The sequence below is a fragment of the Microbulbifer maximicatervae (SeqCode) genome, from assembly GCF_056232625.1.
On record NZ_CP174324.1, the window covers coordinates 4,759,578 to 4,786,357 of the forward strand.

The following is a 26,780-nucleotide window of genomic DNA, read 5'->3' on the forward strand; positions in this document are numbered from 1 at the left end:
GGGAGGAGAGAGTGATGAACGGTATGATTGCAATGGCTTATCTCTTCTCGGCAGTGATGTTTATCTTGAGCCTGGGAGGTTTATCCAGTCACGAAACTGCGCGCAGGGGAAATATTTACGGCATGGTGGGAATGGCAGTTGCCATTATCGCCACTATTGCTGGAGTGGCCGCCGGGGCTTACTGGATGGTCGCCATCGCCATGATCGTCGGCGCGGTGATTGGTTTGGCACTGGCCAAGCGTGTGGCTATGACTCAAATGCCACAAATGGTGGCTTTGCTACACAGCTTCGTCGGCTTGGCTGCGGTATTAATTGGTTGGGGCGGTTTCCTCGATCCGGTTGTGGAGTTACACGGAGCTGCTCATGTTGTCCACAGCACTGAGATATACCTGGGTGTATTTATTGGGGCAATTACCCTGACCGGTTCTTTGGTTGCTTTTTGTAAGTTGCAGGGATTGGTTTCCGGGAAACCATTAATGCTACCGGCCCGGCACTGGCTTAACTTGATTGCCATTTTGGCCTGTATTGTTCTGGGTGTGTTGTTTGTACCGGCAGATGTGCATGCGGGTACGGTTATTAACTTGCTGTTAATGACCTCAATTGCATTGCTGTTAGGTATTCACCTTGTGGCGGCTATTGGCGGCGCTGATATGCCGGTGGTTATATCCATGCTGAACAGCTACTCCGGTTGGGCCGCTGCCGCTACCGGATTTATGCTGGGCAATGATCTGTTAATTGTAGTGGGCGCCCTGGTGGGTTCTTCCGGTGCCATCCTGAGTTACATCATGTGCCGGGGAATGAACCGCTCTTTTATCAGCGTTATTCTCGGTGGATTTGGCTCTGATGGTGGTGAAGTGTCCGATGAGGAAGTCGATGGTGAAGTAATTGCCATTGATCAACAGGAGCTTGCGGATGAACTGGATGCGGCGGACAGTATCATTATTGTTCCCGGATTCGGAATGGCGGTTGCCCATGCCCAGCAGGCGGTTAGTGACTTGACTGATCGTTTGAGAAAAGCAGGCAAAACAGTGCGCTTTGGTATTCACCCGGTAGCTGGACGTCTTCCCGGACATATGAATGTGCTCTTGGCTGAGGCTAATGTGCCCTACGATATCGTTTTGGAAATGGATGAGATTAATCCAGACTTTCCCGCTACAGATTTGGTTTTGGTGATCGGTGCTAACGACACGGTAAACCCGGATGCAGTGGAAAAACCGGGCTCGCCAATCGCAGGTATGCCGGTATTGGAAGTTTGGAAGGCCGGTAAGGTTGTTATCCTTAAGCGCTCTATGGCTTCCGGGTATGCGGGAGTTGCTAACCCACTGTTTTACAAAGAAAACTCACGTATGCTGTTCGGTGATGCAAAAGATAGTTTGCAGGGGGTTTTGGGTAAAGTCGGCAATTAGTTGCTGACTCGGGTTAATAATAGTAATTAACCTATTTTGTACTGAAGGGCCTGGTGGGGTACAAATTGTGATGTGCCGCTTCAGGCCTTTCTGTATTTTGGTTTAGCAATTTCTTTTGATGAAAAACTTGGTTATCGAACCCTTTTTCAAATAGTGGTAGGCTCCACCGCTTTACATATCTTTACTAATAAAAAGGTTAATAGGAGTTTGGGGATGGAAATCCGTCTACGTAAGCTAGCTTTAGCAGGGGTTGTTACTCTGGGAGCTTTAGGCTTGGCAGCCTGCGGGGGAGGCGGAGGTGGCTCTGACTCTGTTAGTGGTGGTGGCTCTGAGGTGCCGACAGCCGTTGGTGGTACTTGGGAAGAAGGTAATTTCCTGCCCGCCTCAACTTATGCTAGCCGATGTGTTGCTCCTCGCAGTGGTACTAACCCTGCTACGGGCTCTAAATATACAGAAGTAGCGGGTACTCGCGAAGATGAGAATAATTGGCTGCGCTCAATGAGCAATGATCTCTACTTGTGGTACGACGAGATTGATGACCAAAATCCAGCCGACTTTGATGATTCTTTAGCTTATTTCGAAGAGCTAAGAACTTTCGCTCTAACTCCCTCCGGTCGAGAGAAGGACCGCTTCCATTATACGGTTCCGTCAGATGAGTGGTATTCACAAACTGAATCTGGTGTGTACGTAGGTTATGGTGTCCAGTGGGCCCTACTTTCCGATCAGCCGCCACGTAAAGCGGTAGTCGCTTATCTGGATGAGGAAAACGGTGGTAATCTGCCGGATATTATCACCCGCGGTGCAGAAGTTATCAGCGTGGACGGCGTTGATCTGGCTTACGGCGATGATGTTGATACCTTAAATTACGGTATGTGGCCGGAGAGTGCTGGAGAGTCCCACGTATTTGAAATAAGACCTTTGGGTTCCTCGGCGATTGAGACTGTCACTTTGGTAGCATCGCCGGTGCAATCTGATCCTGTTCAATATGTCAAAACTGAAGTGACGGATTCGGGGCGCAAAGTTGGTTATATGTTGTTTAATGATCATATTGCAACAGCGGAAGCGGAGTTGATTGATGCAGTTACTCAGCTCGAATCTGAGTCTGTTGACGATTTGATTCTGGATCTGCGCTATAACGGTGGAGGTTATCTCAGTATCGCTGCGGAATTAGCCTATATGGTTGCCGGTGATATTACTGCGGGACAAGTATTTGAAATGTCCCAATTTAATGATCAACACCCGGAAACAAACCCTGTTACCGGGGCGCCGCTGGATGGGACTCCATTTTACTCGACTGGACTGGGTATTATTGATGAATCTTTATTCGGTAAAGAATTGCCGACTTTGAACTTATCGCGGCTGTTTGTCCTAACCAGTGAAAATACCTGCTCCGCCAGTGAGGCCATTATCAATGGTTTGCGCGGCATTGATATCGAGGTTATTCAGATTGGTGAGACCACCTGCGGCAAGCCCTATGGTTTTTATCCGCTGGATAACTGCGGCACCACCTATTTTACTATCCAATTCTCCGGTGCAAATGCAAAAGGCTTTGGTGATTACTCCGACGGCTTTGTGCCCAATGGTAATTACGGTACTGATGCTGATTTGCCTGGGTGTGTGATCGGTGACGACTTTGATAATTCCCTGGGCGATGTGAATGAGGCGCGCTTTGCCACTGCATTGAATTACATTGAGACTGGCGAATGTGGAGATATTGCCGTTAGCGCATTCTCCATTTCCGATGAAAGCGAGGGTGCCCCCGCTTTCAATGCACGAGTGACCAAGGAAGTCTCTCGCAGTAACCGCATAATGGTGAAATAAAATGAAAAAGGCAGCTTTGGCTAAACTCTGTGGTTTTGCATTAGTGTGTCTTGGCTGCTCCTCCCAGCAAAATATTGAAACTGCACAACCGGCACTGTTACAGGAAACGAGCCTGGAGATTCAGGGCAAGTTGCAGGTGGCAGTTTCGCAAGCGCTGGGCGGGGTTAATGTGACCCTGGGCCCGAGGGTGTTTGTGGACGATACTATTTTGGTGATTGAGAATGATCCCAAAAAGATGGCTCTGATTGGCCGGGATATGGGGCGGCCGATCAAGTTTCAATTAGTCGGCAATGGTGAGAAATGCTGGTTGAGGCGACTGTCCAATGGAGAATCCTGGGAGTTGCCTGTGATGTGTAAGCCAGTTTCCACTGGTTGAGAAAAGAAAGGGGAGCATTAGCTCCCCTTTTTGTTTAACGCAGCAGGTTGGACTTGCGAATATCCGGCTTCTGCGCTGCGCGGAAAATCAGGGCAATCTTGCCAATTTCCTGTACCAACTCGGATGAGGATTTTTCGCAAAGCTCACCAACGATTTGGTGGCGTACTTCCCGGTCGGCAATCATCAGTTTGACCTTGATCAGCTCGTGGTCTTCGAGTGCCCGGTTCAGTTCTTCCATCACCCCCTCGCTCAGCCCATTGCCGGCTACGGTCACGACAGGTTTCAGATTGTGACCCAGAGAGCGAAGAGCTTTTTTGCGGTCGGCGGTTAAAGGCATACAATACTCCATTACCACTTTGTGGAATTCGATGTGGGAGCGGCCACAGACCGCGATCGTCGCCAGCGTTTGTTCGGCGGACCCGATCGCGGCCAGTGGCCGCTCTTACAATTAAGCTGTAGTGATTGTAGGCATTGTACCCGATGGGCCGATCTAAGAGCAGCCACCGTTGGCTGCGTGAACATTTTAATGACCATTACGTCAAACAGTCCCAAAAAGAGGGCTACCGCTCCCGTGCCAGCTACAAGCTGCAGGAGCTGCAAAATAAGGACCGCTTATTCAAGCCGGGAATGACTGTTGTCGACCTGGGTGCGGCTCCAGGGGGCTGGTCCCAGGTGGCGATGGAGTTGGTAGGGCACAAAGGCAAGGTTTTGGCGTCAGATATATTGCCGATGGACCCGCTGGCCGGTGTGGACTTTGTCCAGGGGGACTTTACCGAGGAGTCGGTGCTCAGTGAACTGTTACAGCGCATGGACGATGAACTGGCAGACCTTGTGATTTCCGATATGGCCCCCAATATGAGTGGGATACGCGATGTTGATCAGCCCGCCTCCATGTATTTGGTGGAACTGGCGGTCGATATGGCCCGGCAGGTACTTAAGCCCGGTGGTGCATTTGTTGCAAAGGTATTCCAGGGAGAGGGTTTCGACGAGTTGATCCGCGACTTGCGTGGGAGCTACAACAGTGTCGTAACTCGCAAACCTGGTGCTTCCCGCCCCCGTTCACGTGAAGTATACGTGGTGGCGCGAGGATTTAAGGGCTGAGAGCGACTGAGAACATCGGCGTATTTCTAGTCTGACTCCCCATATGGTATAAGCGATACCTGTATCGGGGGCGAAGGCTGTTGACCCCCCGCACCTATACTGGTTTTATCCGGTATTGATGTGGCCGGCATTGCCGGAATGAACGGATTTTGATTGCGAAAGCGAGAGGGCTATCCCTTTGAATGATATGGCAAAGAACCTGGTACTGTGGTTGATCATCGCAGCGGTACTGCTGATGGTTTTTCAAAACTTTAAACCACAGTCACGGGATGAGGCTCTCAGTTACTCCGACTTTGTTCAGGATGTGCAGTCGGGCCAAGTTAAGAACGTGATCGTAGACGGTCTGGTGATTACCGGCGAAAAAGCCGATGGCAGCCGCTTCAAGACTATCCAGCCACAGATTATCGACGATGAACTCACCAATGAGCTGGTTCGCAGCAATGTGCAATTCGTTGGTCGCGAGCCTGAGTCACCGAGTATCTGGCAGCAGCTTCTGGTAGCCAGCTTCCCGATCCTGATTATTATCGCTGTGTTTATGTTCTTTATGCGCCAAATGCAGGGCGGAGCCGGCGGTCGCTCAGGCCCTATGGCGTTCGGTAAGAGCAAGGCGCGCCTGCTGGGCGAAGACCAGATCAAGACAACTTTTTCCGATGTTGCCGGTGTAGACGAAGCTAAGGAAGAGGTGCAGGAACTGGTTGAGTTCCTGCGCGATCCCACCAAGTTCCAGCGCCTGGGTGGCAATATCCCCCGTGGCGTATTGATGTGTGGCCCTCCCGGTACCGGTAAGACCCTGCTTGCCAAAGCAATTGCCGGCGAAGCAAAAGTACCTTTCTTCTCCATCTCCGGTTCTGACTTTGTTGAGATGTTTGTTGGTGTGGGTGCTTCCCGGGTGCGGGATATGTTTGAGCAAGCCAAAAAGCAGGCTCCGTGCATCATCTTTATCGACGAGATCGACGCTGTTGGCCGTCACCGTGGAGCCGGTGTTGGCGGTGGTCACGATGAGCGCGAGCAGACCCTGAACCAGTTGCTGGTTGAGATGGATGGTTTCGAAGGTAATGAGGGTGTGATCGTTATTGCAGCGACCAACCGCCCAGATGTACTGGACCATGCCCTGCTGCGCCCGGGTCGCTTTGACCGCCAGGTATTTGTTGGTCTGCCGGATATTCGCGGCCGCGAACAAATCCTCAAGGTTCATATGCGCAAAGTGCCTATGGACGACAAGGTGAATCCGCAGACGATTGCCCGTGGAACCCCTGGTTTCTCCGGTGCCGATCTGGCCAATCTGGTCAACGAAGCTGCCCTGTTTGCTGCGCGGGCCAATAGACGCACCGTGACCATGGAAGAGTTTGAGCGCGCCCGTGACAAGATCATGATGGGTGCCGAGCGCAAGTCCATGGTGATGAATGAAAAGGAAAAGGTGAATACCGCCTACCACGAGGCCGGTCACGCCATTATTGGTCGACTGGTACCCGAGCATGATCCGGTACACAAAGTAACTATTATTCCCCGTGGCCGCGCCCTGGGTGTCACCCAGTTCCTGCCTGAGGAAGACAAGTACAGCCTTTCCAAGCGCGCGATTGAATCGCAATTGTGCTCCCTGTTTGGCGGCCGTATTGCTGAAGAAATGACCCTGGGTATCGACGGTGTTACGACTGGCGCTTCCAATGACATCGAGCGGGCCACTGACTTGGCTCGCAGCATGGTGACCAAGTGGGGCTTGTCCGAAAAGCTTGGCCCATTGCATTACGGCGAAGATGAAAGTGGCCAGCCCGGCCAGGGCAACCCGGTTTCCGGCAAGACTTCCAATGAAATTGATGTGGAAGTGCGGCGTATTATCGATATCTGCTATGAGCGCGCGCAGAAACTGCTGGAAGATAACCGCGATATTCTTGAAGCGATGAAAGATGCGCTGATGGAATACGAAACCCTGGATGCGGAGCAGGTGGACGACCTGATGGCTCGTCGCAAAGTACGCGCACCAAGGGACTGGGAAGACAATAACTTCGGCTCTGGTGGAAACAGCCCGACCCAGGATACTGAAACCACAGAGGCCTCAACTGAGGCGGATAAGAGTAATACCGTCGGCGGCCCATTAAACGGCCACTGATTCTCCGAAGCGACTAACTGGACAAAACCAAATGCCGGGTTGGGGATAGGGCGATAGCCTGTTCCGATCCGGCATTTTTTATTTCAGCCAATGAAAATTATTTGTGGTAACCACACCCTAGACCTCTCCCAACCGGTGGTTATGGGGGTTCTGAATACAACGCCGGACTCCTTTTCCGACGGTGGCAATTACTATGCCTCCGGCAGCCTGGACTTGACCCTGGCTCTGCAGAGAGCAGAACAGATGCTCTCTGAGGGAGCGAAAATCCTGGATATTGGCGGAGAATCGACACGCCCTGGCGCATCGCCGGTCACCGAGCAGCAGGAGCTGGATCGGGTAGTGCCGGTGGTGGAGGCAATCAAAGCGAACTTTGACGCGATTATCTCTGTCGATACCAGTACTCCGGCAGTGATGCGTGAGTCAGCTGCGGTAGGGGCGGGACTGATCAATGATGTTCGTGCCCTGGAGCGCCCGGGTGCACTGGAAGCAGCCGTCGAGAGTGGCTTGGCGATCTGTCTGATGCATATGCAGGGTCAGCCCGGCACTATGCAGGATGATCCGTCTTACACTGATGTTGTAGAGGATGTCGCCAGGTATTTGCAGAAACGGGTCGATCTCTGTATCGATCTGGGGGTGACACGGGACCGGCTTATTCTCGACCCGGGTTTTGGCTTTGGCAAAACCGATGAGCACAATTTGGCGTTGTTGCGTAATTTGTCGCAGCTGGCGCCAGCGGATATGCCCATACTGGCGGGCTTGTCGCGGAAATCGATGATTGGTCGCTTACTCGATCGAGATGTAGATGGCCGCCTCCCCGGTAGCCTGGCCCTGGCCATGTTAGCTGCGCAAAAGGGTGCAAGAATTTTACGTGTCCACGATGTTGCGGAAACCGTGGATGTGTTGCGCATGCAGCAATTGGTTTGCAGCGAAGTTTGATGAGTGATGTCTTACAGAGACCTTAAGCCGCAGGGTCCTGTTGTGGTTTTCCGACAGAACAGAAAAGCGGCGAAGTACACAATTGAGAAGCGTTATGGAAAGAAAGTATTTTGGCACTGATGGTATTCGTGGTCGCGTTGGCGAGGGAGCAATTACTCCCGATTTTATGCTGCGCCTGGGATATGCAGCGGGCAAGGTACTGGGAAGAATTTCCAAAGCTAAACACCACCGGCGCCCCCGTATCCTTATCGGTAAGGACACTCGGGTCTCCGGCTACATGTTTGAGGCAGCGCTGCAGGCGGGCCTGATTAATGCTGGCGTGGATGTCGCCCTGTTGGGGCCAATGCCGACTCCGGCGATCGCCTACCTGACCCGGACTTTCCATGCCGGTGCAGGCATTGTTATCAGCGCCTCCCATAATCCTTACCACGACAATGGCATTAAGTTTTTCAGCGCTGAAGGCTCCAAGTTACCGGATGAGGTTGAATTGGAGATTGAAGCCGCTCTCGAGCTGCCGATGGAAACTTCCGATGATCTCGGTCGCGCCTATCGAGTTGATGATGCAGCCGCGCGTTACATTGAGTTTTGCAAGGCTTCTACGCCCTGGGGTTTCTCCCTTGAGGGTTTGAAAATTGTTCTCGACTGCGCCAATGGTGCCACTTATCACGTAGCGCCAATGGTGTTTCGTGAGCAGGGAGCAGAAGTCAGCGTAATTGGAGCAGGCCCTGATGGACTCAATATCAATCTAGATTGCGGCTCCACTAAACCACAGCAGTTGCAACGGGCCGTGGTTAAGCGCGGTGCGGACCTGGGCATAGCCTTTGATGGTGACGGGGACAGGGTGTTGTTCGTCGATGCCAATGGGGAATTGGTCGATGGCGATCAGCTGTTGTATATCATTGCCATGCACCAGCATAAATTCCTGGGCGGTTGCAGTGGTGTTGTCGGCACCTTGATGAGCAATTACGGTTTTGAGCTTGCATTGCGCGAAAACAAAATCCCGTTTGAGAGAGCCAAAGTGGGCGACCGCCATGTGCTTGAGAAAATGTCAGCTAATCAGTGGAAACTGGGAGGCGAGTCATCAGGCCACATTATCTGTGCCGATGCTTCTACCACCGGCGACGGTATCATTGCCGCACTGCAGGTACTGCGTGGCCTGTGTGAATTTGATGAGCCCTTGCATCAGCTTAAATCCCGTATGACAATGTTCCCCCAGCACATGATTAATGTGCAACTGGCTCATCGCGATGGTGTTCTCGATCACACAGACGTTAAGGCCATTGTTGTCGATGCAGAACGTCAGCTCGCAGACAGCGGACGTGTGCTGCTGCGGCCATCGGGCACAGAGCCTCTGATTCGGGTAATGGTTGAAGGTCGCGACAGCGCCCTGGTGGAACAGCTGGCCAAAGATATTTCCTCCGTGGTGGAGCGAATTGGAAATAACTGATCTGCTGCGATTTAACCCGTAGTAAATCGGTCCTCTTGGGGCGTAGAAGAAACTCGTATAATTTTGGTTGTATGTTGGCGTCAATGTCGCTAAGATTTGCGCCCCTTGAAGGAGCACACATGCGAACACCGCTAGTAGCAGCAAACTGGAAAATGAACGGCAGCCGCGAGTTTGCCGAACGTTTTTTCACCGAACTCAACCTCGAAGGTGTGAAGTCCGGTGTTGTTGTTTGCCCATCTTTTCCATATCTCGGCCTGGTGGCTGATGCGGCGGAAAAGAGCGGAGGTTTTAGTCTGGGTGCTCAGGACCTTAGCCAGGAGCCCAAAGGGGCGTTTACTGGTGAGGTTTCCGCTAGCATGTTACTGGATTGGAATACCCGTTACGTTATTGTCGGGCATTCTGAGCGCCGTAGTCTCTACGGAGAAACCAGTGAGTTAGTGGCGAAAAAATTTGTTGCGGCCCAAGAGGCGGGATTGACTCCAATACTTTGCGTCGGGGAAACCCTTGAAGAACGCGAGCAGGAGCGCACTCTCGAAGTGGTTGCAAAACAACTTCAAGCGGTTGCCGATATCATTGATTCGGCTGGCTGGAAGCAGTCCGTGATTGCCTATGAGCCGGTATGGGCCATTGGCACCGGAAAAACTGCTACTCCTGATGAAGCCCAAGCTGTACATGCATTTATTCGCTCGCAGTTGGGAGATTTGGGCGCTGAAGTACAGATTTTATATGGCGGTAGTGTAAAATCCGCAAATGCCAGGGAGCTTTTTGCCCAGGCAGATATTGATGGTGCCCTGGTGGGTGGAGCCTCGCTGGATACCGGCGAGTTTGCTGAGATTTGTCGCGCTGCTGTCTGAATTGACAGCACGCGGGTTGGCGAATACTGAATAACGGGTTGTTTAGACCCCGGTAGAGAGTTTCCAGAAAATGGAAAAATTGGTATTAGTTGTACACGTTTTGACCGCATTGGGCATTATTGGCCTGATTTTGTTGCAGCAAGGTAAAGGTGCCGAAGCCGGTGCATCCTTTGGTGCGGGCGCGTCCCAGACAGTTTTTGGCAGTCAAGGTAGCGGAAATTTCTTTTCCCGCTTGACAGCAATTTTTGCGACGGTATTCTTCGTCACCAGTTTCGGCCTGGCCATCCTGGCTAAGCAAGGTGCAGGCACCAACGTTGATGCGGACCTTCCGCAAATTCCAGCAGCGGTGCAGCAAATTGGCCCAGCCGAAGAACTGCCGGCTATCGATAGCGATATCCCGCAGCTCGAAACAGATTTGGAAACTGGCGATATCCCGCAGATTCCTGCAGACAGCACCGGTTCAGAAGAGCCAGCTGCTAACCAGGAAAGTGAGGAACAGCAGTAAAAGATTTTTGCCCAGGTGGTGGAATTGGTAGACACGCTATCTTGAGGGGGTAGTGAGCTATGCTCGTGCGGGTTCAAGTCCCGCCCTGGGCACCACATCAAGATCCGAAGAAGTTCGGAATCATCCAAAAAGCCCGGTAAGTCCGGGCTTTTTACTATCTGGAAGATACGTAGTCTTCCACTCTCGTTTGTCATCCGGTGCTATCTGGTTCAATTTAGATACAGGTAGCGCTACCAATGGCCCTTACAAATACAAAAATCAAACTAAGTAACAAGGATCAGTGACTTACGGATGGACAGGGTTGTGTCAATTGATCAAGCTTGCTGGCTCCAAGTACTAACGGCTTAAATATCGATTCCAGGGAAAGCAAAAGACTCTGGTCTTGGGCGTTTACCCCTCTGTGAGTCTCAAACAGACGAGGCAAAAAGTGGCTGAAGAAAAACAGCTGCTAGCAGAGGACCGTGACCTTTCTGCACAGAAGCGAGTTGAGAGCCAACAAGCTAGAGTCAGTATTGACCGGGGTTTTACTGCTGTTGTTGAAGAGTGGTGGAGTCACCAGAAAGGAACCTGGACAAAAGCTCATGCCAACGGTGTATGGACTAGGTTGCGATATAATACTTCCCCTCGAATGAATTAAGGCCCATTTCCGATCTTCATCTCCAAGATTTAATAGCCATTGTCCGCGATCTTGAGGAGCTGGATGCTATGGATGTTACATAACGGGTTTTGCAAGATATTTGCGACTCTGCGGTTCAGGTTGGCAAGCTTACGCATTGAGTTAACGGGCATTTTACATGGGCGAAAAAGTAGCCATCGGGCTTCCCTTTTGTAAGAAGAGTTGCCCTGCTTCCTGAAAGGGTTAGATTTTTATCAATAGCGACGGCAGATATTAACCAAGCTCGCTCACCAGTTATTGATACTCACCTTTGGTCGGTCTGGCGAATTGCGAAGAGCACGGATAACACTGTGTCGCTGTCTTCACAAGCTCTTACTGTACTTGAAGAGTTGAAGCCTTTAATTGGGCCAGCATTCTCTGCTTTTCCCTACTGAGCTGGAAAGGCACGGCCCATGTCCGATAACTCTGTGTGTAGGGTAGCTTTTAAAATAGCTGGGATGGCCCCAAAGGGGTAAAGCAAACTCTCATGGTTTCCGTCTTGCAGCTTCCTGAGCCTTGACTGAGGTTGATATCATTGAAAGGCAGGCGAAAGAAATTAGTAGCGAATACCCACCCTAATCGTTCTATAGATCAGAGAAAAGAGATAACGCTGTGAAGGGAAATTTTACTTTGTTGAGATGTGGGATCCGATAATTGTAATACTAAAGTAAATGAGCTCCCAAAAACTATAGCTTGCTTTTTTATTTTCTTATGATTTAAGCGGGGCTAGATCCCGTGGTTTCACTCAATGACTGCATGCTTTAAAAGTGTGTTTTCTATATTGAAGTTTTATGTCGAAAATCCGAGTTTTTATTTTGCCATAAGAGTACTTAAGGTGCCGACTTTGCATGCATTGACGGACTTAAAGTGTACCTTCAAAATGTATTTCATAGATTGGACATAATATTGAGAATTTAAGTTGCCAAAAATAAAGAGGCGCTACTTTATAAGTAGTGCCTCTTGCTAATTAAGGCTTAAAATACAACCGAAATAGGTTGTATTTATTGTGCCTCATGCATTGTTTCAGTGACTTCGACTCGACTTTCAATTGTTAAGCCTGATTGTTTCATGGCATTGAAAGCTTCCAGCAAATCGTTGCCATCTTTAACTTTTAAAATGGCGATGTCAGTGCCTGGGAATACTGACACTACTTCCATTCCTGTGGCTTCCGCTACTCTAGATGCAGTAACATTTTTACTCAATAAGATAGTTACATTGCCGGTTAGCGTTGTTAGTTTATTGGTTATTATGTTTCGTACTACTGTACCTTTTCCGGTAACGTCTGTTGCGGAATTGGTGTCAATATCTACGATGGCGCTTTCACCCTTGGTTGCAATGATTTGTTCTGGTGCAGCAAGAGATAAAGGGACCTTTGTTAGTGAGCGCTCAATCTTAAAGATACCAAATTCAGCATTCTCCTCTGCTTGTGCCGCTTTAATCTGTTCACTCTCAGCGATAATTCCTTGCTTAATATCACTTGCCTGTGCCATAACTGATATACACACTGCAGTAGTCAAGACAGTTAATTTATTAATCTTCATAATATTATCCCTCTTATTGGGTGGCTTGAGCAGCACGGCCGAATGTTCTCAATGAAACTCCCTCGAGAACGCTTTCTACAGGGTTATTTATCAGCCCCGTCGGTAGCTCCTCAGTCTCCTCATTAATAACAATTGTAGAGAGGTTCTCCGTGTCTATGAACTCTAAATTAGTCACACCAGTGTCTAGTGCTTTAAAAGTCCAGGTTCCTTTAGCATTTTCACCATAAAAAGCATTAGAGAGGAGTACAGCACCATTTAAGATGTAGCCCATGCTAAAACCATCTGCAGAACTCCAGGATGGATTCAATAATGCCTGCTTGGAAGACAATAAGACACTTCTGGTGCCCGAGGGGGAGATTACTTCAAGTGCTAAGTCATTCCCTGCGGAGCTTAATGAGGTTTCATTTAAGAGATAGCCCATATCATCATTACGGATATCGAATTCAAACTGCATAGCTTCAATGATTATATCTTCAGCTACTTCAATTTGTAGACTGACACCATTTGCGCTGTTATCCGGGATTGTCTTTTCTAGCGCAGCTTCACCAGCTGTCGACCCCAGACCTTGCCACTCAGTGATCACTTGCTCTCCGAGATCCTCTGAGTAATTTAGGGCCATGTTTACTGCAGCACCGGCATCTACCCGACCAAATCCATATAAGTTATTAAATTGATAGCCAGCCGCATTTTCAACCCAGCCGTCATGAGCAATAAAGGAGTCTTCACCAATTGTTATCTTAACCGCTTCATTATCAGCATCAATTAAAGTGCTTGTTGAAGCCAAAATATGCCGAACATCACGCCAAGTTAACTCGGGGTTTGCAGATAAGATGAGAGAGACAACACCTGATGTATTAGGTGCTGCAGAAGATGTTCCATTAAAGGTTGAGGTATAGTTACAGCTAGTGTTCTCCGGGTGGCCCGGATAGTTGAATGGGAATTGGCTAGTTACAAAGTCTAAGCCATACACCTCTCCCCAAACGCTTATTGTTCCACCATTAAAGCCAGAGTATCCATTAATGCAGGTCATTTGGTCCGTAGTGACCATGGCAGGAGCCCATCGCCCATACTCCCCCGCTGGGGCTGAGACCATAGTGCTTGCCCCGGCTGTTGAGTAGCTGGTATGTTTACCATTAGCATTTACTGCCGCAATACCCAGGTAATATGGATGTGCCTGACTGGATTCAAACGCTGCGTTATGACAAGTTAAGCCTAATGCAACAGCACCATTAACTTCACATAAGTAACCATCACGGCTACCGCCCTCAAAACCATTACCGTTAGATTTTATATTTAAGGCGCCTTTACCATTTCGAAGTACAAGGTTAGGATAAGATTCAATAGCTTCATCCAAGTATGAGTAACCTATAGAGCCGGGCCATGTAATGCCGTAACTGCGGTTGAATGCTGAAATTTCTTCATCAGTAGAAATACCACTACCAGGAAAGCCATGAATTAATAGCTCTGTTTGTTCTATTGTTTCACCACCTAAATAATTCATACCGATGAGCCCTGTATCTGGGGCTACGCCACGGCTACCAATATTGTTCCAGCCTTTAGCTGCAATTAACCCTGCGACACTTGTTCCATGGTCGCCACTGTTAGAAAGGCTTGTTGGGTCTGTTCTATCAGTTGCCAATTCGGATAAATTGAGGGAGCGATTTACTAGTACATTGTCTATTAAGTCTTCATGGCGAATTTCTAGGCCTGAATCTACAACAACTGCCGTAACACCCGTACCAGTTATGCCTTGAGCATAAGCAGCGGCAACATTCATATCTTCGCCAGCAACAAGCTCTTCTGCTAAATGAGTTTCATATTTTTCGCTGGCATACTCGGATGTATAGAAACCTATATCCACCATCCCCTGTGGCACCGTATCACTCAGTGCGAAAGCTCTTTGGCCAGTATTGCGCAAGTGCCATTGCTGATAGGCTAAAGGATCATTTGCAACATTGGTAATTTCGATGACTGCGGATGCAGACGAACCATTCGCTGTTACTGTATAAGATATGGAAGCGTTTTCCCCTGAGAATGAGGTGTACTCGAACTGATTTTCATTTAAGGTTAGTTCACCGTGACTAAATGTATATATATCATCTACCGGATTTACAGCCACATCATTTTCAAAAAAACTAAACGATAAAGCATCACCATCTTGGTCGCTTCCCAGTAGCTCACCAGATATTGGAACCCATTGTTTGGCTCCATCTATAGTTACATCGCTAGCGGTTGGAGGGATATCGGCTGGCTCAAGATTGGGTCTAGCCACGGAAGAACCACTATCGCTATCGCTACCGCAACCTGACAGCGTGAATAACATGGCCGCATAAATAGCAGAAAACTGAAATATTTTTATATTCATTTAAATCCCTAATATTTTAATACTTATTCAGCAGGGGGATTATATGTCAGCACGATGAGATCTGGCCAAATAAATTTGTTTACTTAATTTTGCTCTCAGAATTATGGCTTGATGCGACAATCAATGTGAGTTGAATTAAAGCCATTATTATGGCTTACAGTCGATTCTATACTGCATTGAAATGCAGATTTGTAATGTTAAGAATGCTATCTGGTTAATACAGGTGTGCAATCATAGCAATAAAAGTCATGAAGGGGAGGTTGCGTGTTTTGGTAAATGAATAGAAATGTCAGGTTATCTCACTTTCTTGATGATCGGATATGTTTTACGTAACTTTACTTTCTGAGGTGCGCATGATTGGCAATTATTTTTTCTGTGTTAATAGAGTTTGGTTGTCAATGTAGACGACACTTATTTGTACGCTAAAAATTATTTCGAATTTCGATAATTTTATTTTTCTAGTGGGGGCTCAGAATCATTTGCTAGTTTTGAGTAATTGCTATTCTTATGAGAGGTGCGGTCTGGCTATTTTAAAGGCAATTTATTGGTTAAATTTCCAGTGGTTTTATTGAGTAGCCTGTAAGCCAGTTAACTCAAAGGCAGCCTGCTGTGATTTTCGTTGCCAAGTGTGTTGATTATTGTAATTGTCCAGGGTGCTAAATATTCCGTGGGCACGGTGGCTTTGTAGTATCTGCACCCTGCTTGAAAAGATATATTTTCTTAAAGTTAACGCTATATTTATTTTGTTAGGCTGAGCTTGATTGTTGTTATGCTCGAGGGTACACAGATTCCTGATTTCCCGTATTATTTAGGTAGGTAAGATGGACTCTCTGAATATCGCAGTCCATCTATGTGAGGATGTCATTAATATATCCGTTCATACTTCGATTGATAATAAAAATAATGAGTGTGTCCAAGAATTCTATTGTTATCCTTTGGAGGAATTTTAATTGTTTCAATATTTTCACGGTTTGAGAAGTGTTGAACATTTGTTTTCTGTGGGATTTATTGCTTGAAATGTAGTAGAGATCTTTCCTTGAACATTGATTTTTATCTTGGGGTGTTTTGCTTGAATGCAACTCTAAAGCTTATCGGTTGATTATTTTAAAAGTGGTGGGTAGTTAGAGTTAATATCTGCCGCGAAAGAAAATTTTCTGCGGAGAATAAAGTTGAGGTTAGCCAGCCTGCAGTAGGCGGGGGCAGCTAGCAATAGAGGTAATAGCGATCGCTATAATAAGAAGGCTGAAAGTGTTTCTGAGGTTGCCATGATAGTCCAGAGCAAGTTTTAGGTTGGTTAAAAAACATCTTTCTATTATTTGGGTGAGGTATTGTGTTTTACAAGTCTGTGGTAAGGATAGAAAGATTGGATGTTTAAACGAGTGGTTTATCTAAATTTGGGGGTGCATTTCAGGTGGGGTAATTGCCGGGCATATTGGATATGAATACAACCTGAATATGTTGTTTTTTTCGAAAAAATTTTCTGATAATTTTCTGGTTTTGTGGCTCATTTTTTGGTGAGTGAAATTTATGTTGATAATTTAAATTGTGAGGGTGAATTTTCTTGCCACTTAATAATTGGGTATTTATACTGCCTGCGTGATTATTTTTTTAAGGATGAAAAATGAAGTTTTTGAAGTCTATGTTGCCGGTGTTTGCCTTGTTGTTAGCGAGTCAGTCTTTTGCAGAAATGACTTTTATTAGCGGCGTTAAGCACAATGTTACTGAGTACTCTTATACTTCGGATACTCGGCGAATTGCTGAGATTGATGTCTTGGGTGATGGTGCGCAAGAAATCAGTTTCGATATTGCTGCGATTGTATCTGGTTTGGGACGGTTGAGACCAGATGTCGTTTGTCGTTATTCCCATAGGGGAGAGCGTTGCTACACTAGAAATCATCCTAGAATTTTTGACTATGTGTATGACGTTTCGATCACGGCAAGTTGTGTTGCCAAAGATGGTACTCAAACTGCAATAGGGGTTGATAGGGACGATAAAAATATTTATACGAATGTGCCCATTTCAGATTTTCGCAATGAAGTAGTCTTAACGATAGATAATGGTTCAATTGCCGCGGATATGTGCGATACCTTGACAGTTGATATTCAGGGTGATTTAGAGGCTATTGAAGATGTAAATTTAAAAGTTTTCACCTACGAAATTTTCTAGTTCATAGTATGAAAGTGTCGGTAATAATTGCCGGCACTTTCACAGTCGAACTCCAATCTAGTATATCCATACAATCAAAAGTAGTGGATCACCGCACATCTAATAGAAATGATGTCAGCTCTGTAGCAGAGTCAGAAGCAGTTAATAAAGTCTTTTCTTTTATCTTAGGTCGGTAAGGGTTGAACGAATTAGTAGTGGCGATTCAGTGCTGATGGCTACCGACCGGTTAAAAGTGATGAGCTTAGTATTGAGCTGGATACCGATTCGTTAAACTTCCTTCACAATAGAATCTGTCGCTAGTTTTGAGCCCCATCAAGGGGCTTTTTTGTATCTGTTGATCAACAATCGAGGTCAATAGCTGATGCAGGTTAAAGAGTGCGAGAATTGTCTGTACAGGAATACTCTCATATAGAGAGGCGAATGGGATTAATACCCTTATGTTGTGTGTGGTCTATGGGATAACTGAGCGCTTTGTTTTGTATCAGGTAGAGGGCGCTACCCTGATTTCCGGTGTGGAAAGCGAGAAAGATGCCCAGACTTGAGCCAGATCATTTTTCTCTAGTCAGAGTGGCATAAGGTAATGGAATTAGTGTCCCGGCAGTGACGCTGAGAGATTGAGCACTCAAAAAATGAGGCAGAGGCGCTCGCACTGCTCTGAGCGTAACTGTTCCCTCTAGCTCTTGAAAAAAGCATGGCTATAGCAGAGTAAGAGGGCGGAGACTGGATCAGGGAGGATCGTGGTGAATTTGGTTGAAGATTCCTGGCTGCCAATTATCCGGCGATGCGGCATGCAGGAAAGAATTGCTCCTTGGCAAATTGTCGAGGTGGATAATCCTGTCGTAGATATCTGTACGGTACGACCGGATTTTCGCGGGGCGCTGTTCCAGTTTTTAATTGGCCTGTTGCAAACAGCTTTTGCACCTGAAAGTGTCGATGATTGGGGGGGCTACTGGAAAAAGGCACCTACTGAGGAAACACTGAAATCACGGCTGCAAAGCTACGCTCCCAATTTTGAATTGTTTCAAGAGTCCGGGCCTGCATTTATGCAGGACTTGGAATTGAATGTGGGGGAATCAAAGTCGATTGCCGCCCTACTGATTGAGGCGCCGGGCAGTAAAACCTGTAGAGATAATCAGGACCTATTTATTAAGGGCGGTAGAGTGCAGGGTGTATGTCTCAGCTGTGCCGCTAGTGCCTTGTTTACCTTGCAAATTAACGCCCCCTCTGGAGGCGTGGGGCATAGAACCAGTTTGCGTGGTGGTGGTCCTTTGACCACATTGATAATTCCAGAGGCAGAAGATGCCAACCTTTGGCAGAAATTGTGGCTCAATATCTTGCCACAAAAGGAGTTTGGGGCTAGGTCTGAAAGCTCTGATAGCTGTATCTTCCCCTGGCTCGCTCCCTCCCGCCTCTCTGACAAACAAGGTTCCTCTACGTCTCCCAATGATACCCATCCTCTGCAAATGTACTGGGGTATGCCGCGCAGGATACGTTTCCAAATCCCGAGAGAAGGCAAGGATTACTGCGACCTTTGTGGAGATCAGACGAATCAATTAATCCGGGAATATACCACTAAGAATTATGGCATTAATTACGAGGGTCCCTGGATTCATCCCCTGACGCCCTATCGACGTGATCCCAAGAAAAAAGCCCCACCCTTGAGTTTGAAAGGTCAACAGAGTGGCCTCGGTTATCGGCATTGGTTGGGGCTTATGTGGAATGACCATTCAAATGGCGATGAAGCGAGCCGGGCGGTGCGCTTGTTCCATGAGGAATATGCGGAAATTCTCGAAGAACTGGATTCGAATGTCGATGTGCGTCTGTGGGGATTTGGCTATGACATGGACAATATGAAAGCGCGTTGCTGGTATGAACAGGAAATGCCAGTACTGCCTATTTCCCCCGAGTACCGGTCGCTATTTATTCAGCTGGCAGGGCAGCTTTTAACGGCTGCAAAAGGTACTTTGAAAGAGCTGCGCTTTAGGATCAAGGCTGCATGGTTTAATAACCCTAATGAGGCTAAAGGGGATTTTTCATTTGTCGATCAGGCGTTTTGGCAGGCGACGGAAAGCCAGTTTTATCACTCGCTCAAGCAATTATCCCTCGAATCCAAGAAATCCCAATTTACACCTGCACCAGTGGCTATTGCCTGGGCACACACATTGAAAAAAACGGCCTTTGCGCAGTTTGACCGTTGGTCAATGGAGGGCTCGGCGGAAGACTTGAAATTGCAGCGAGTGACTCGGGCGCGACGTTTTTTAAGGAATAAGCTCGCCAGCTTGGCAAGTTTAAAGACTCTGGATAATACAGCCAAAGTTGAGCAACAACAGGAGGAATTGTGATGGCCGGATATCAATATCTTAGCGATACAGATGTGAGCCGACTGCGCGAATGGCACCGCTGGCTCAATGACAAAGCTGGCCGAGCCGACCGAGCGCGTTTGCGCCGTGCGGTAGAGCCCATGGATGTAATGCCTACTCCCGCCTTTATCCGTTTTTTAAAGGATATGCCCGAGCGCTGGCAGAAAGATGAGCAAATTCGTATCGAAGATGCGGCTCTGGTAGCCACCGTAATTGCACACGTAAAAAATGATAACACCAGCAAAACAATTGATGTTGACAGCAGCGAGGCTATGGATATCAGTTTTGCCCGGTCCCTGGCTATGCCCCGGGAGAGAGGTGGGCGCCCCCCTTTAAGTGAGCTGCGTTTTTTTCAGTTACAAAAAAGTCGTGATACGGCTGAGTTTTATCGCCGCATAGTACGGGCCCTGGCCCTGCTGGATGGCAGAGCCAATATAGCTTCTCTTGCTAATGATTTGCTGCACTGGCAAAGAGAGATGCGCACGATTCCAGCACGGCATCCACAGGAACGCCTGGCTGTGCGTTGGGCAACTGATTACTACGCCGTATTACCAGATTGAGAAAAATTCAAAAGTTTCCAAATTAAAGGGGTCTTAGGGGCCTAAAGAATTTTTAAATGCTATTCCCATAACAACACTAAGCACAGAGCAAAGCCAGACCGATTGACAGTGACTGTTGATCAGATACCTGAGAAATGAATCGAAGTAATGTGATGGCCTGACGGTCGCAACAAGGAGAGATTTATGAGCCGCTTTATTCAATTGCATGTATTGACCGCCTATCCCCCTGCGAACCTGAACCGGGATGACTTGGGGCGGCCAAAAACAGCGAAGATGGGAGGTTGTGATCGCCTGCGAATCTCTTCCCAGAGCCTTAAGCGTCACTGGCGAACGTCGGAGTTGTTCCAACAGGTATTGGCAACGGAGCAGGGGGATAGCCTCATTGGCACCAGAACCAAGCGTCAGGGGGTACTGGCCTATGAGACTTTATTGGAACTGGGCGTCTCTGAGAAAAAGGCCAAATTGTGGGCGCAGAAAATTGCCGAGCAATTCGGTAAGTTAAAAAAGCCGGAAAAAGATAATCCTCTGGCCGATTTGGAAATCGAGCAGTTAGTTCACCTCAGTAGTGCTGAGCAAAACGGGATCAATGCACTACTGAAAACCTTGGCAGAAGAGGGGCGGGAGCCGGAGAAGACAGAGTTGGATTTATTGCGCAAGGAAAACATGGCGGTGGATATCGCCTTGTTTGGCCGTATGCTCGCTTCCAAGCCCACCTATAACGTTGAAGCGGCGTGCCAGGTGGCCCATGCACTCTCGGCTCACTCTGTAGTGATTGAAGATGATTATTTTACTGCGGTAGACGATTTGAATGATCGCAGCGAGGATGCCGGTGCTGCTCACTTGGGGGAGGCGGGTTTTGCTGCGGGATTATTTTATTCTTATATCTGCATTAACAAAGAGCTGCTCATTGAAAACCTGGGCGGGGATAAACCCCTGGCCGATCGAGCCGTAGCTGCGCTGACTGAGACAATCCTTAAAGTTTCTCCCAGCGGTAAACAAAACAGCTATGCCAGCCGTGCCTATGCCTCTTATGTCGTGGCTGAAGCCGGTGACCAGCAACCGCGTTCTCTCTCTGCGGCCTACCTGAAGCCGGTTGATCGCTATAGCGAGGATTACGCCCATGACGCTATTGATGCACTTCAAAAGCAATTGCAGAGTTTCGATAAGGTGTACGGGGATTGTGCCGATAGCCGCTATGTTCTCAATGCCGTAACTGGCGAAGGTAATATCGAGGAACTTTTGGCCTTTGTCAGCGAATAGGTGGCGCTATGGAATACCTAGTATTTCGTCTTTACGGTGCCATGGCTTCCTGGGGGGAAGTGGCTGTGGGGGAATCCCGCCACAGCGCACACTACCCGAGTAAATCCGCTATCGCGGGACTATTTGGTGCGGCACTGGGGATACCTCGGGAGCGAGAGGACTTACACCAGAGCCTGGCCCGGCAATATCGCCAGGCGGTAAAGGTGCTGAATGTCGGTACTTTGCTAAAGGATTTCCACACGGTGCAGGTCCCAGATTCCACTGGCAAGCGCCGCTACCATACGCGCCGGGATGAGCTGGTTGTAGGGAAAGCGCGTCTGGGAACCCTGTTATCCCGCAGGGAGTATCTGGTGGATGCGCAGGCGATAGTGGCCCTGAGATCCTGTGAAGAGGCTAACTGGTCTCTGGCGGAGCTGTGTGAAGCCCTGGCCCGGCCAAAATATCACCTCTATCTGGGGCGAAAAGCATTTCCCCTTTCAGCCCCCACTGCCGCACGGGTGATCGGTGCGGACAATTTCCGCAGTGCCCTGGATCATTATGAATCCCCGGAGTTGCTGGATTACCAACCGGAATGGGCCCGGCAGGAGCGCTGGTTGCCTACAGAAGAGAGTTGTCGTTACTACTGGGAGGGTAGCTTGGATGATTTCTCTGCGGAAGATGGAGTGTTTTCAGCAGGATCTGTACAGCGGCTTAGCCGTCTCGATCAGCCCCTATCTCGCAAGCGCTGGCAGTTCCAGCCGCGTATTGAAAATCTCTGGCAGTCATAAGGGAGCGGCTATGTATCTATCCAGAGTTCAACTATCTCCCTCGCTGGCGGTGCAGAAGCAGCTGGCACGGTTGCTCAGCGAAAACAGCTATGGTATTCATCAAATCTTGTGGGATCTTTTTGATGGTGATGAGCGTTTTTTATTTCGTGAGGAATCTTCGCGGGAACAGCTGCTTAGCAAACGCAATCTACCTGTGTATTACCTGCTGTCTAAAGTCCGGCCTGCGCAGGACAATCCGATATTTTTGGTAGAGACTAAAATCTTCGAGCCCCGCTTAAACCCCGGCGATCGGCTGGCCTTCCGCCTGCGGGCGAACCCTACAGTTGCTCGTAAAACTGAAGGGCAAAAGCGCGGCAAGCGGCACGATGTGCTGATGGATGCCCAATACCATTGGTTGAGGGAGCAGTGCGAATTGCATGGTTTACCTGTTGAAGGTGGCAAAGGGCAGCTGAAGCAGAGCTTGGTGCAGGAAAAGCCGGAGCAGTTTGACCAGGGGCAGATTGAAACCCGGTTACAGGATGTCAGCCAAACTGCCGCCCGCAGCTGGTTAATTCACCGGGGGACGCGCCTCGGATTTGATATTTACCCACCAAAGCTTCACTGCAATGGGTATCGTTGGAATTTGTTACATAAAAAGCAGCGCGGTGCTGGATTCAGTTCTGTGGATTACCGGGGAGAGCTTTTGGTTACTGAACCCGAATTATTTATAAAAAATATTTTTGCGGGTATGGGGCCGGCCAAAGCATTTGGCTGTGGATTGATGTTAATCCGCCGAATCTGATTGGGATAAATAGAGTTGTTATACAACTGGAAGTGTTTGAGAGCGAGGGCTGGGATTCAAAAGTATCGGCAACGATACTGAGACTTTAGAGGATAGCAAATAGGCAGATTTAGAGAGTTCCCCGCATCAGCGGAGATAAATCGACCGGTGAGATGATGGTCAAACCAGCTTCATACTGTTCCCCGTATATACGGGGCTAAACCGGAGGGTATCCTGTTATACACTCCTTTCCGAATAGGTTCTCCGCATAAGCGGAGTTGCACCGGTAATTGCGCAATAAGGCGATCTTAACTGAGGCTGTTCCCCGCCCAGGCGGGGTTAAACCGTGGAAAATCGTCAAAGCTGCACGGTAATTATTCGGGCTATTCCCCGCAGCTGCGGGGGTAAACCGAGTGTGGGGTTGGGTTGTGCCGACACCTAAGTTTGTTCCCCCGCTGGGCGGGGCTGGACCGTAGCCGATAGCGCACGGACATTAGTTCTGAAAATGTTTCCCCGAAGGCTCGGGGATGTAATGAGGGTGTGCTATGATCGCGCTCCTTTTGCGCGACTGTTCCCTGTTTGTACAGGGGTAAACCGGATAAGGCATAGCCTTTGTGCTCTGCGCAAGGTGTTCCCTGAATACTCGGGGATAAACCGACGATGGAGAAGTTGTCGGAGTGCATCCTAGTTGTTCCCCGCTCTCGCGGGGCTGCACAACGACTTTACCCTTCTTCTTTTTCCTGTAGCGATCGCATTCGAAAGCCCCGCAGTGTGGGGGCTTCTGAATTTTGGCTGGAATTATTGGAAGATTACGCCAGTATTACTCTCGCCGCCGATCTGGAAGTTAAAAGCGCGGCCATTAGAACCTGTCTGAGTAATTTCCTTGGTGTGATTGTTACCAATTTGCAGGCTAAAGGCTGAGTTGGAGTCACCGCTCTGGGTGATGGTGATGTTATTACTATCGCCAAACTGGCGGGAGCTTATTGAAAGAGACTCACCAGCCTGTTCAAACGTTGCCCGGTTATCAAAACCCAATTGACGGGTGAATATATCTACTTCTGTTCCAGCCTGCTCGATATTGGCAACATTCTGCAACCCGGTTTGTTCATTGGTCGCGCTGATCAGTAAGCCGCCTTGATTAATAACAACCACATTATCAATCAGGAACTGTTCGCTGTTCATGGAGTTGAATTCGGCACCCAGCTGGGAACCCGTAATCTGGTTGGTGGTACCGGTCTGGCGTATATCGATACTGCTACTCAGTGCGGATTGTTCTAAAGCCGCGTTGTTGCCCCCACCATTTTGGCGCAACTCAAGGGTATTAAAGGCACCGGTTTGGGTAATCGAGGTGATATTGGCATCGCCGAGCCTTTGGATAATCAGAAGGTCATTGGACAGACTGTCTACTTGGGTTGCAAAGGCGAAGTGGCGATTGTTTGTTTGCCGTAAGGTCATACTGCTGCTGACACTGGCAAATTGTGCGAGCCCGCCATAGATATCGCTGCCATCCTGCAGTATGTCCAAGGTGCCATCGATTGTGGCAACCAGGCTGGCGGTGGCGAAGTTGTCCCGATCAAACTGAAAGATTAAAACGGAACTGCCTATATTGCCTGCGGTTTCCTCTACCACAGCACTTTGCCTTTCGCCGTCCTGGAATACAAAAATGCTGCCGTTAGCACTGGCTTCCTGGCGACCAATAAAAAAGTGACTGTCTCCATCCTGGATATTGGTAATGGTGTTACCACTGCCAAAGCGCTGTTCGATAGTGGAAGCGTTGGAGGTACCGAGTTGCAGAATAGATACCTGGCTGTCGAGAGAGAGTTCTTGGGTGATCTCGGAAGTATTTTGCGATCCGATTTGTGTATTGGTTGCGCTTAGAGAAGCACCACCGGATTGAGATATCGTGGTCTCGTTTTGGCTACCGATCTGGGAACTCTGAATACTACTGTTAATAACACCGCCACTTTGAGTGGCGGTGACGGTATTAGTGTCACCTATTTGGCGTTTGATAATAGTATTGCCGAAACCCGCTTCAGTTTGATCGGAATTTGCTGAGTTACCTGAGCCGATTTGTTCCAAGTCAGTAGAGTTGGTGCCCAGCGCATTGCCGCTAAAGGCAACCAGTGCGAGTGTCGCAATACTGGCGCATAACTTCATGAGTAACTCCTTTACTACAAAACTTCCAAGGAGCCCATTCGGGGCTGCTAATGAATATCGTCCACTCGCACTTCACAAGTGGATATCAAAAACTACGAGCCGAATACATCAGTATGGGATCTTAGCTATTTCTAGCCGTCTATCTAAGCGCCAAACTATCCCTATGGGATAAACGGATGCCAGGTAGCTCTTACTTTCAGTAGCTATTTCCCGCCGAATAGAAAAATTATTGCTGGCATCGAAGGGGTAGGATATGAGAAATAAGTATTGAAAATGTAGGAAGAAAGTCCCAGGGATGTGACTGGGAAATGGCGGCGATAACTGCCTTTCATTCTCTCGGGAATTATCGTGGGGACTTTCGACACTCGCGGTCCACGCGTTTCAATAAAGTGGGGATACGGTGGTCCCCATGCATCTTTTTCACCAAGTTTTTGGCTTCTGGCAAAGGGAGACCGAGGCTGCTGATATACAGCGGTTTTACACTTTTTCCCCGCAGCAGCTCCGCCTCAACAGGGGTGTCCTTAAACGGTTTCTTGGCGACACCGATGATGGGAACTTCCTGCTGGAGAGCAGAGTAGAGGTGGGCACCCAGACCCGGTTTTTGTTCCCCTCCGAGAAATACATAACCATCGATAACAATCAGTTCCGCCTCTATCCCGTGCTCTTCGATTAGGGTGAGGATACAGGGGAGTTCTCGCTTGTAGAAAGCACCGGGCTCATAGGCCAAGGTACTCTCTATTTTACTGAGATAGAGTTGCTCGGGCTCAGGAGCTGACCAATTCTCAAAGCCGACCCCGGCTACCATTGCTGCGGGGTCCCGGTAATCTACATCAACCGCCAAAATCATATTGGGAGCCTTTTACCATTGAGCCGAATGTTGTGATTGGTTCAGGATACTTCCAGTTTTGCCTGCTTTAACAGCTGTTTATGAGTCGCTTTGTAGTGCTTGCCCAGTGTTTTGGATTTATCAAGGATTTCATTGAACAAGACATTGGCCTTTTCCACCTGGGATTGATCTTTCAAGAATAAGGCAAAGTAAAAAGTCGCTTCTGGTCCGCTGTAGTATTGGTACAGCGTTTCATACTCGTGGTAAGCCTCTGTTACTTGTTTCAATGCCGCTAGTGTACGAGCGTAAAGTAAGTGGGCATCCTGATTTTTATAATCGGGGTTCTTTTCGATTAATTGATCCAGTGTCTCTTTGGTCGGTTCAAATAGATTGAGAGCAAACTGGCAGCGTGCCAACCCAAACATCAGCTCGGGATCATCCTGATGAACTCCCTGGAGGCACTTTTCATAGAGAGTTTTTGCCTCGTGATAAAGGCCGCGCTTCACGCATTCATCAGCCATGCGCGTAGAGTTTTCCACATTATTGGAACGGGACAACTCTTGTGCAGCCTGATGGATATCCCGGTTGGGATTTAGTGTTTCCCGCACCGTCCTGCGCGCATTTTTAGCACTACGTGACTGGTTTAATTCCGGCAGGATTTCCAGGACCAGGTAAGCAATAACTCCGGCCATGGGCAGCATCACCAGAACCCAAATCCAAGTGGTGTTGCGCCCGGTTTTGAGCACGTGAATTACAAAAGCTGCCTGAATAAGGATGGATAGAATAAGAAACGGCATAGGGATTACTCT

The 26,780-nt window shown here is 48.5% G+C and carries 21 protein-coding genes, 1 tRNA gene and 1 pseudogene; 17 read left to right on the plus strand and 6 right to left on the minus strand.

Translation table 11 applies throughout. The annotated features are described in order from the left end of the window. Positions 1 to 14: 14 nt before the first annotated feature. The 3 genes from pntB to ACJJI6_RS20730 all read left to right on the plus strand — a co-directional run bounded on the left by pntB (position 15) and on the right by ACJJI6_RS20730 (position 3,603). Positions 15 to 1,406 carry a Re/Si-specific NAD(P)(+) transhydrogenase subunit beta gene (pntB, locus tag ACJJI6_RS20720; RefSeq protein ID WP_413663233.1) on the plus strand — a complete coding sequence of 464 codons (1,392 nt, stop codon included), beginning with the start codon at positions 15 to 17 and terminating at the stop codon, positions 1,404 to 1,406. A gap of 213 nt (positions 1,407 to 1,619) precedes the next feature. After that, positions 1,620 to 3,227: a S41 family peptidase gene (locus ACJJI6_RS20725; RefSeq protein ID WP_475711939.1), complete on the plus strand. Its 1,608-nt coding sequence runs from the start codon at positions 1,620 to 1,622 to the stop codon at positions 3,225 to 3,227. Position 3,228: 1 nt separating this feature from the next. Then, the gene (locus ACJJI6_RS20730; protein ID WP_475711940.1) at positions 3,229 to 3,603 is read left to right on the plus strand and encodes a hypothetical protein; all 375 of its coding nucleotides are present in this window, start codon (positions 3,229 to 3,231) and stop codon (positions 3,601 to 3,603) included. A 34-nt stretch (positions 3,604 to 3,637) separates the two neighbouring features. On the opposite strand, the gene yhbY is transcribed toward ACJJI6_RS20730, so the two are convergent. Next, a complete protein-coding gene (yhbY, locus tag ACJJI6_RS20735) occupies positions 3,638 to 3,940 on the minus strand; it encodes a ribosome assembly RNA-binding protein YhbY (RefSeq protein ID WP_108734403.1) in 303 nt (100 codons plus the stop codon). A gap of 143 nt (positions 3,941 to 4,083) precedes the next feature. On the opposite strand from yhbY, the gene rlmE reads away from it, so the two are divergent. The 8 genes and pseudogenes from rlmE to ACJJI6_RS20775 all read left to right on the plus strand — a co-directional run. Next, positions 4,084 to 4,704, plus strand: a complete 621-nt coding sequence (gene rlmE, locus ACJJI6_RS20740) for a 23S rRNA (uridine(2552)-2'-O)-methyltransferase RlmE (protein ID WP_475711941.1) — start codon at positions 4,084 to 4,086, stop codon at positions 4,702 to 4,704. A 187-nt stretch (positions 4,705 to 4,891) separates the two neighbouring features. Continuing rightward, entirely contained in the window at positions 4,892 to 6,811 is a 1,920-nt protein-coding gene (ftsH, locus tag ACJJI6_RS20745; RefSeq protein ID WP_282934642.1) for an ATP-dependent zinc metalloprotease FtsH, read from the plus strand. 90 nt (positions 6,812 to 6,901) lie between these two features. After that, on the plus strand, positions 6,902 to 7,747 hold the full coding sequence (folP, locus tag ACJJI6_RS20750) for a dihydropteroate synthase (RefSeq protein WP_475711942.1): 846 nt from the start codon (positions 6,902 to 6,904) through the stop codon (positions 7,745 to 7,747). Positions 7,748 to 7,841: 94 nt separating this feature from the next. Beyond that, the gene (gene glmM / locus ACJJI6_RS20755; protein WP_282931361.1) at positions 7,842 to 9,194 is read left to right on the plus strand and encodes a phosphoglucosamine mutase; all 1,353 of its coding nucleotides are present in this window, start codon (positions 7,842 to 7,844) and stop codon (positions 9,192 to 9,194) included. A gap of 119 nt (positions 9,195 to 9,313) precedes the next feature. After that, entirely contained in the window at positions 9,314 to 10,048 is a 735-nt protein-coding gene (tpiA, locus tag ACJJI6_RS20760; protein WP_475711943.1) for a triose-phosphate isomerase, read from the plus strand. A gap of 70 nt (positions 10,049 to 10,118) precedes the next feature. Further along, entirely contained in the window at positions 10,119 to 10,553 is a 435-nt protein-coding gene (gene secG / locus ACJJI6_RS20765) for a preprotein translocase subunit SecG (RefSeq protein WP_413663227.1), read from the plus strand. A 9-nt stretch (positions 10,554 to 10,562) separates the two neighbouring features. Further along, positions 10,563 to 10,648 (plus strand) — tRNA-Leu (locus ACJJI6_RS20770). A 257-nt stretch (positions 10,649 to 10,905) separates the two neighbouring features. Then, positions 10,906 to 11,190: pseudogene (locus ACJJI6_RS20775) on the plus strand (integrase arm-type DNA-binding domain-containing protein); the annotation flags it as partial. A 1,019-nt stretch (positions 11,191 to 12,209) separates the two neighbouring features. On the opposite strand, the gene ACJJI6_RS20780 reads toward ACJJI6_RS20775, so the two are convergent. Next, entirely contained in the window at positions 12,210 to 12,749 is a 540-nt protein-coding gene (locus tag ACJJI6_RS20780) for a serine protease external chaperone (protein ID WP_475711944.1), read from the minus strand. A 13-nt stretch (positions 12,750 to 12,762) separates the two neighbouring features. Beyond that, positions 12,763 to 15,114: a S8 family serine peptidase gene (locus ACJJI6_RS20785; RefSeq protein ID WP_475711945.1), complete on the minus strand. Its 2,352-nt coding sequence runs from the start codon at positions 15,112 to 15,114 to the stop codon at positions 12,763 to 12,765. A gap of 1,621 nt (positions 15,115 to 16,735) precedes the next feature. Here ACJJI6_RS20785 and ACJJI6_RS20790 point away from each other — a divergent pair. The 6 genes from ACJJI6_RS20790 (at position 16,736) to cas6e (ending at position 23,009) form a co-directional block, all read left to right on the plus strand. After that, complete coding sequence (locus ACJJI6_RS20790) at positions 16,736 to 17,281, plus strand: hypothetical protein (protein WP_475711946.1); 546 nt, start codon at positions 16,736 to 16,738, stop codon at positions 17,279 to 17,281. A 740-nt stretch (positions 17,282 to 18,021) separates the two neighbouring features. Next, positions 18,022 to 19,623, plus strand: coding sequence for a type I-E CRISPR-associated protein Cse1/CasA (gene casA, locus ACJJI6_RS20795; protein WP_475711947.1), 1,602 nt, complete (start codon positions 18,022 to 18,024; stop codon positions 19,621 to 19,623). Then, positions 19,623 to 20,201 (plus strand): type I-E CRISPR-associated protein Cse2/CasB, encoded by a 579-nt coding sequence (gene casB, locus ACJJI6_RS20800; protein WP_444934097.1) that lies wholly within the window; start codon positions 19,623 to 19,625, stop codon positions 20,199 to 20,201. Before casA ends, casB begins: the two co-directional genes overlap by 1 nt. Positions 20,202 to 20,384: 183 nt before the next feature. Continuing rightward, entirely contained in the window at positions 20,385 to 21,461 is a 1,077-nt protein-coding gene (gene cas7e, locus ACJJI6_RS20805) for a type I-E CRISPR-associated protein Cas7/Cse4/CasC (protein ID WP_444958584.1), read from the plus strand. 8 nt (positions 21,462 to 21,469) lie between these two features. Then, positions 21,470 to 22,228: a type I-E CRISPR-associated protein Cas5/CasD gene (gene cas5e / locus ACJJI6_RS20810; RefSeq protein WP_444925826.1), complete on the plus strand. Its 759-nt coding sequence runs from the start codon at positions 21,470 to 21,472 to the stop codon at positions 22,226 to 22,228. A gap of 10 nt (positions 22,229 to 22,238) precedes the next feature. After that, positions 22,239 to 23,009, plus strand: a complete 771-nt coding sequence (gene cas6e / locus ACJJI6_RS20815) for a type I-E CRISPR-associated protein Cas6/Cse3/CasE (RefSeq protein WP_413663212.1) — start codon at positions 22,239 to 22,241, stop codon at positions 23,007 to 23,009. A gap of 777 nt (positions 23,010 to 23,786) precedes the next feature. Here the strand turns inward: cas6e and ACJJI6_RS20820 are convergent. The 3 genes from ACJJI6_RS20820 to ACJJI6_RS20830 form a co-directional block, all read right to left on the minus strand. Further along, positions 23,787 to 25,145 carry a hypothetical protein gene (locus tag ACJJI6_RS20820; protein WP_475711948.1) on the minus strand — a complete coding sequence of 453 codons (1,359 nt, stop codon included), beginning with the start codon at positions 25,143 to 25,145 and terminating at the stop codon, positions 23,787 to 23,789. A gap of 343 nt (positions 25,146 to 25,488) precedes the next feature. Then, on the minus strand, positions 25,489 to 25,992 hold the full coding sequence (locus ACJJI6_RS20825) for an endonuclease V (RefSeq protein WP_475711949.1): 504 nt from the start codon (positions 25,990 to 25,992) through the stop codon (positions 25,489 to 25,491). 41 nt (positions 25,993 to 26,033) lie between these two features. Next, on the minus strand, positions 26,034 to 26,768 hold the full coding sequence (locus ACJJI6_RS20830; protein WP_475711950.1) for a tetratricopeptide repeat protein: 735 nt from the start codon (positions 26,766 to 26,768) through the stop codon (positions 26,034 to 26,036). Positions 26,769 to 26,780: the final 12 nt, after the last annotated feature.

What these genes read in the sequence shown, in the direction of transcription:
- pntB (WP_413663233.1), top strand. Translation starts at nt 15, where the DNA reads ATGAACGGTATGATTGCAATGGCTTATCTCTTCTCGGCAGTGATGTTT.
- ACJJI6_RS20790 (WP_475711946.1), top strand. Translation starts at nt 16,736, where the DNA reads ATGAAGTTTTTGAAGTCTATGTTGCCGGTGTTTGCCTTGTTGTTAGCG.
- ACJJI6_RS20780 (WP_475711944.1), bottom strand. Translation starts at nt 12,749, where the DNA reads ATGAAGATTAATAAATTAACTGTCTTGACTACTGCAGTGTGTATATCA.
- ACJJI6_RS20830 (WP_475711950.1), bottom strand. Translation starts at nt 26,768, where the DNA reads ATGCCGTTTCTTATTCTATCCATCCTTATTCAGGCAGCTTTTGTAATT.
- cas5e (WP_444925826.1), top strand. Translation starts at nt 21,470, where the DNA reads ATGGAATACCTAGTATTTCGTCTTTACGGTGCCATGGCTTCCTGGGGG.
- tpiA (WP_475711943.1), top strand. Translation starts at nt 9,314, where the DNA reads ATGCGAACACCGCTAGTAGCAGCAAACTGGAAAATGAACGGCAGCCGC.
- ftsH (WP_282934642.1), top strand. Translation starts at nt 4,892, where the DNA reads ATGGCAAAGAACCTGGTACTGTGGTTGATCATCGCAGCGGTACTGCTG.
- folP (WP_475711942.1), top strand. Translation starts at nt 6,902, where the DNA reads ATGAAAATTATTTGTGGTAACCACACCCTAGACCTCTCCCAACCGGTG.
- ACJJI6_RS20825 (WP_475711949.1), bottom strand. Translation starts at nt 25,992, where the DNA reads ATGATTTTGGCGGTTGATGTAGATTACCGGGACCCCGCAGCAATGGTA.
- glmM (WP_282931361.1), top strand. Translation starts at nt 7,842, where the DNA reads ATGGAAAGAAAGTATTTTGGCACTGATGGTATTCGTGGTCGCGTTGGC.
- ACJJI6_RS20730 (WP_475711940.1), top strand. Translation starts at nt 3,229, where the DNA reads ATGAAAAAGGCAGCTTTGGCTAAACTCTGTGGTTTTGCATTAGTGTGT.
- rlmE (WP_475711941.1), top strand. Translation starts at nt 4,084, where the DNA reads ATGGGCCGATCTAAGAGCAGCCACCGTTGGCTGCGTGAACATTTTAAT.
- ACJJI6_RS20785 (WP_475711945.1), bottom strand. Translation starts at nt 15,114, where the DNA reads ATGAATATAAAAATATTTCAGTTTTCTGCTATTTATGCGGCCATGTTA.
- casB (WP_444934097.1), top strand. Translation starts at nt 19,623, where the DNA reads ATGGCCGGATATCAATATCTTAGCGATACAGATGTGAGCCGACTGCGC.
- secG (WP_413663227.1), top strand. Translation starts at nt 10,119, where the DNA reads ATGGAAAAATTGGTATTAGTTGTACACGTTTTGACCGCATTGGGCATT.
- cas6e (WP_413663212.1), top strand. Translation starts at nt 22,239, where the DNA reads ATGTATCTATCCAGAGTTCAACTATCTCCCTCGCTGGCGGTGCAGAAG.
- yhbY (WP_108734403.1), bottom strand. Translation starts at nt 3,940, where the DNA reads ATGCCTTTAACCGCCGACCGCAAAAAAGCTCTTCGCTCTCTGGGTCAC.
- cas7e (WP_444958584.1), top strand. Translation starts at nt 20,385, where the DNA reads ATGAGCCGCTTTATTCAATTGCATGTATTGACCGCCTATCCCCCTGCG.
- ACJJI6_RS20820 (WP_475711948.1), bottom strand. Translation starts at nt 25,145, where the DNA reads ATGAAGTTATGCGCCAGTATTGCGACACTCGCACTGGTTGCCTTTAGC.
- ACJJI6_RS20725 (WP_475711939.1), top strand. Translation starts at nt 1,620, where the DNA reads ATGGAAATCCGTCTACGTAAGCTAGCTTTAGCAGGGGTTGTTACTCTG.